The 3,676-nt window shown below is 49.8% G+C and carries 4 protein-coding genes; 1 reads left to right on the top strand and 3 read right to left on the bottom strand.

The window, feature by feature from the left end:
- Positions 1-105 precede the first annotated feature (105 nt).
- The 3 genes from C7A19_RS14420 to C7A19_RS14410 all read right to left on the bottom strand — a co-directional run bounded on the left by C7A19_RS14420 (position 106) and on the right by C7A19_RS14410 (position 2,222).
- Positions 106-1,362 (bottom strand): PTS ascorbate transporter subunit IIC, encoded by a 1,257-nt coding sequence (locus tag C7A19_RS14420; protein WP_077458580.1) that lies wholly within the window; start codon positions 1,360-1,362, stop codon positions 106-108.
- 11 nt (positions 1,363-1,373) lie between these two features.
- Positions 1,374-1,661 carry a PTS sugar transporter subunit IIB gene (locus tag C7A19_RS14415; protein ID WP_116645239.1) on the bottom strand — a complete coding sequence of 96 codons (288 nt, stop codon included), beginning with the start codon at positions 1,659-1,661 and terminating at the stop codon, positions 1,374-1,376.
- A 117-nt stretch (positions 1,662-1,778) separates the two neighbouring features.
- Positions 1,779-2,222 (bottom strand): PTS sugar transporter subunit IIA, encoded by a 444-nt coding sequence (locus C7A19_RS14410; protein WP_116645240.1) that lies wholly within the window; start codon positions 2,220-2,222, stop codon positions 1,779-1,781.
- 258 nt (positions 2,223-2,480) lie between these two features.
- Here C7A19_RS14410 and C7A19_RS14405 point away from each other — a divergent pair, with 258 nt between their 5' ends.
- Positions 2,481-3,512: a LacI family DNA-binding transcriptional regulator gene (locus C7A19_RS14405; RefSeq protein ID WP_116645238.1), complete on the top strand. Its 1,032-nt coding sequence runs from the start codon at positions 2,481-2,483 to the stop codon at positions 3,510-3,512.
- Positions 3,513-3,676: the final 164 nt, after the last annotated feature.

Below are 3,676 nucleotides of genomic sequence, written 5' to 3'. Positions count from 1 at the left end.
CAGTTGACTTCCCCTCGCCAGTTTAACCATGAGTGTTGCACTTATTTATCTGAATTCAGGAGGATGAACAAGCCAATCGGCTCGTTCATCCTTTTTTGTTTGTGGTTATCGCACAATTAGTCCGAGTAGGATACCGACCACACCAAAGTCTGCATCGCTAAAGGTGGTGTTGGCAAAGCCCAGATCGCCGAGCACTGGGAGCAAGAACACGGGCAGGAAGGTGATCAGTAAGCCTTGCGCAAACGCCCCTAATATTGCGCCGCGTCGTCCGCCGGTGGCATTACCGAATACCCCTGCTGCTGCGCCGACGAAAAAGTGGGGCACTACACCAGGGATAATCACCGTAAGCCCTAAGATATAGAGCAAGAACATACCGACAAGCCCAGCAACAAAGCTTGATAAAAAGCCCACTAACACCGCATTGGGGGCGTAGGGGAAGACCACGGGACAGTCGAGTGCTGGCTTGGCATTGGGCACCAGTTTGTCGGAAATCCCTTTAAACGCCGGTACAATCTCGGCAATCACCATTCTTACCCCTTGCAAGATCACATACACCCCGCCTGCAAAGGTGATGGATTGCATTAATGCAAACATAAACCAGTGTTTACCGTCACTCACTTCGCGCACAAAGTCTCCGCCGGCAAACAGACACGTCACCATAAAAATAATCCCCATGGTGAACGAGATAGCGACTGGCGTATCACGCAAGAACAACAGGCTTTTGGGCACGTCCATGTCTTCGGTGGAGTGGGCTTTGTTGCCAAACTTGCTGCCAATAAAGCCGGCTAACACGTAAGAGAGGGTTGAAAAGTGACCAATGGCGACTTCATCTGAGCCGGTGACTTGTTGCATGTAGCGATGGGCGATGGCAGGGAAGAACACCATCACCGAGCCGACAACCACAGAGCCTAATGCGACCAATGGGATCCCTTCCATTCCGCTGGTGGAAAGGATCGCGGCGACCATCATCGACATAAACAAGGTGTGATGACCGGTTAAAAAGATGAATTTCCACGGGGTTAAGCGTGCGATAAGAATGTTAACCAGCATGCCGAAGAACATGATCATTGCCATTTCTTTACCAAAGGCTTCTTGAGCAATGGAGACAATGGCTTCGTTGTTGGGCACCACGCCACTGATACCAAACGCATGCTGGAAAATGGTGGCAAAATCCCCGAGTGAGCTGACTACCAATGAGGCACCGGCTCCTAGGATCACAAAGCCTAGAATGGTTTTGATGGTGCCTTTGATGCATTCGGTCGCGGGCTTTTTCTGGGCGATTAAACCAATCAGTGCAATCAAACCCACTAATACTGCGGGCTCAGAGAGTACGTCTTTCATCAGGAAGTTAAAAAAGGGCATAACGTCACTCCTTATAGGGCACCAAGTGCTTGTAGGACCTCAGACAAGCGGGTTTTCATTGCCTCTTTGTCCACCATGTTGTCGAGTGCGACAATGCGCGGCGATACATTCATCGCTTGTAACTGTTGGGCGATATCATTGGTGGCGACGAATATATCGGCTTCTGTCCCAGAGACGGAGCCCAGATCGATATGGTCGACACTGGCTTCTATGCCAAGATCGTTGATGATTTTTTTGATACTCATTTCCATCATTAGGCTGGTGCCAAGACCGTGGCCGCATACGACTGTGATTTTCATAATTCAGACCTTCTATTTGGGTTAACAGATGCATTTTCAGCATGTTCGTTGTTTTAAAGTCGATAGCTAAGGGCGAGCCCTTTGTGTCTTTGCGTTTTGTTGCTACCGATGTAAGGGTTAGTAGTTGGCGATAATGGCTAATATCTCATCCACGTTGGTGGCGCGGCTGATCTGTGTGATGTGTGTGTCATTCATAAAAAGGTTCGCCAGTTGGGAGATAGCCTCGACATGGCTATTACTGTCGGTGGCCGCGAGGGTGACTAGCACCTTAACCGGATCGTTTTCGGCGCTGTCAAAATTGACCCCGTCTTTGATCACCGTGATAGCCAGGGCGAGGCGGTTAACGCCATCTTCAGGGCGTGCGTGGGGCATCGCGATACCCGGGCCCACCACATAGTAGGGACCGAGTTCTTGGTGTGAGCGATAAATCGCGTCGACATAGCTTGGCGTGATGGCACCGTTATCCAAAAGTGCTGCGCAGGCTTTGTTGATGGCATCTTGCCAATCGTTGGCATCCTGGTGAATGCGGATAACGTCGGCGGTAATCAGATCTCGTAACATGGCTCTATCCGTTTTAAAGGTTTTATTAGGTTGTTGGAGAATTGTTGATAACTCTATCGCTGAAAACTGAGCAATAAATGGACAATGATCACAAATGGTAGCGCTATCTGATAGCGCTACCATAAGATGTGATAGCGCTATCATTTTTTCTGTCTACCTATGCGTCATGCTACAAAGAGGCCATGCGGGGCACGGATTAATCGCTGATGGCTGTGATAGGATACGGTGTCATAAAATGATGAGTAATCAATAGATATAATGAGTGAACCAAGAAAACGACGCAATACGGGTAAAGTTACGCTTGCGGATGTTGCCAAACAGGCTGGGGTAGGCACCATGACGGTTTCCAGGGTGTTGCGCACCCCGGATGCTGTCTCTGACAAATTGCGCGATAAGGTTCAACGTGCTGTTGAGCAACTGGGTTATATTCCTAATAAAGCTGCGGGTGCCTTGGCATCAGCGCAAAGCTATGCCATTGCGTTGATCATTCCTTCTCTATTGGAAAAGGCCTGCGCCTTGTTTTTGCCTCGTTTTCAACAGCGGTTGAATAAAGCGGGCTATCAATTGTTGCTGGGTTACAGTGATTATTCTGTCCAGCAGGAAGAGGATTTATTGGCCGGTTTTTTAGAAAGCCGACCTGCGGCAGTCGTTCTGTTTGGCAATGAGCATACGCAGCGTACCCATCAATTGCTTGAAATGGCCAATGCGCCTGTTCTCGAAATCGCTGAGTCTCCCTCTATGAAAGGCTATGCCAGCATGGGCAGCGACCCCCACGATATCGGCAAGCGCTGTACATCCCACCTTGTAAGTCAGGGCTTTCATCATATTGGTTTTATTGGTGCGCGGGGCAACCATGCCACCTTGCAACGCAAGCTACAGGGCTGGCAGGGTGCGATGATTGAGCACTATTTAACCCCTGACCATTTTCTGACAACGCATGAGGCACCATCGGCGCAATTGGGGGCAGAAGGGTTGGCGAAATTGTTGCTTCGCGATGCCACGTTAGACGCATTGGTATGTAGCCATGAAGAGATAGCTATCGGCGCGTTATTTGAGTGTCACCGACGGGTGTTAAAAGTGCCGACCGATATCGCGATTATCAGCTTGGAGGGCTCCTCCATGAGTGAGCATGCCTTTCCGAGTTTAACCAGCGCTGAAATTGACTATCAATCCCTCGGCACACTGGCAGCGACAGCGATCTTGCAAGCCATTGAAGGCCAACCGCTTACAGGCACGCAAACTATTCCATGTAAACTCGCACATCGCGCCAGCACCGCAAGAAAAAATTAGTTTTTTGGCCGTTTTATAGGGACAGGCACTTTGCTCCCGATGATTCCATTGGTGGAGGGAACACAAGCCTTGGGATTATATCAACAACAATGCACTTTGCCTCTGGGCGCCAGTTGCGCTGCGCCATGCAATGGGCGCCTGTCACTATCGGTGCCAAATTTGAC

The organism is Salinivibrio sp. HTSP (assembly GCF_003390965.1).
Taxonomy (GTDB): Bacteria; Pseudomonadota; Gammaproteobacteria; order Enterobacterales; family Vibrionaceae; genus Salinivibrio; species Salinivibrio kushneri.
The sequence above is the reverse complement of the archived record's forward strand: the minus strand, read 5'-3'. Positions and strand labels throughout refer to the sequence as shown.

Bases quoted from the DNA above. Each gene is read 5' to 3' on its own strand.
- C7A19_RS14420 (WP_077458580.1), bottom strand. From the start codon at position 1,362: ATGCCCTTTTTTAACTTCCTGATGAAAGACGTACTCTCTGAGCCCGCA.
- C7A19_RS14415 (WP_116645239.1), bottom strand. From the start codon at position 1,661: ATGAAAATCACAGTCGTATGCGGCCACGGTCTTGGCACCAGCCTAATG.
- C7A19_RS14410 (WP_116645240.1), bottom strand. From the start codon at position 2,222: ATGTTACGAGATCTGATTACCGCCGACGTTATCCGCATTCACCAGGAT.
- C7A19_RS14405 (WP_116645238.1), top strand. From the start codon at position 2,481: ATGAGTGAACCAAGAAAACGACGCAATACGGGTAAAGTTACGCTTGCG.